The organism is Paraburkholderia sp. RL18-085-BIA-A (assembly GCF_046027075.1).
Taxonomy (GTDB): domain Bacteria; phylum Pseudomonadota; class Gammaproteobacteria; order Burkholderiales; family Burkholderiaceae; genus Paraburkholderia.
In genome coordinates, this window is record NZ_JARESU010000550.1 from 1 (window position 1) to 666 (window position 666).

1 protein-coding gene is annotated in these 666 nt (G+C 57.7%); it reads right to left on the reverse strand.

What is annotated here, in order from left to right:
* Positions 1-666 (reverse strand): IS6 family transposase (locus P0D89_RS53780; RefSeq protein ID WP_408379770.1); only part of this gene is annotated, 666 nt, incomplete at both ends.

The following is a 666-nucleotide window of genomic DNA, read 5'->3' on the forward strand; positions in this document are numbered from 1 at the left end:
AGGACTGCATTCCAGACAGCGGGCGCAGCGGTATCTTTGAGGCTTAGCTTCACGAGGTTGAATTGTCCTTTGCGAATGCGATGCATCAACTCAATGCCTGCCAGAGTGATCGCGGCGTTCCTGAAGCGTTTGAAGCCGAGCATGACGTTCGTTCTGGACTTGACGTTGCGATGATCCTGCTCGATGAGATTATTCAAATACTTCGAGGTTCGGACCTTCGTATCCTCGGGCAGCAAGCCGTCGGTCTTCATCTCGCTCACGGCGCGGTGCGAGGCTGCATAGCCGTCGAGAGTGATCGTTTCCGGCGGCTGACCCTGATGTTTGATGGCCTTCCTGAAAAAGGCTTGGGCCGCGGCCACGTCGCGCCTGGCGCTGAGCATGAAATCCACGGTCTGCCCCGTCCGATCCACCGCTCGATAAAGGTAGACCCACTTGCCGCGAATCTTCAGGTACGTCTCATCGACACGCCACGATCGTCCCGTGGGCGTGCCGAAACGGTTCCAGCGCTTGACGAACTCCGGCGTATAGCGCTTCACCCAACGCAGAAACGTCGTGTGAGCCAGCGACAAACCCCGCTCGGCCATCATCTCCACCAGATCGCGCAGGCTGAGCTTGTAGCGCAGGTACCAGCGCACGCAAAGAATGATTACATTGCGCTCAAAGTGA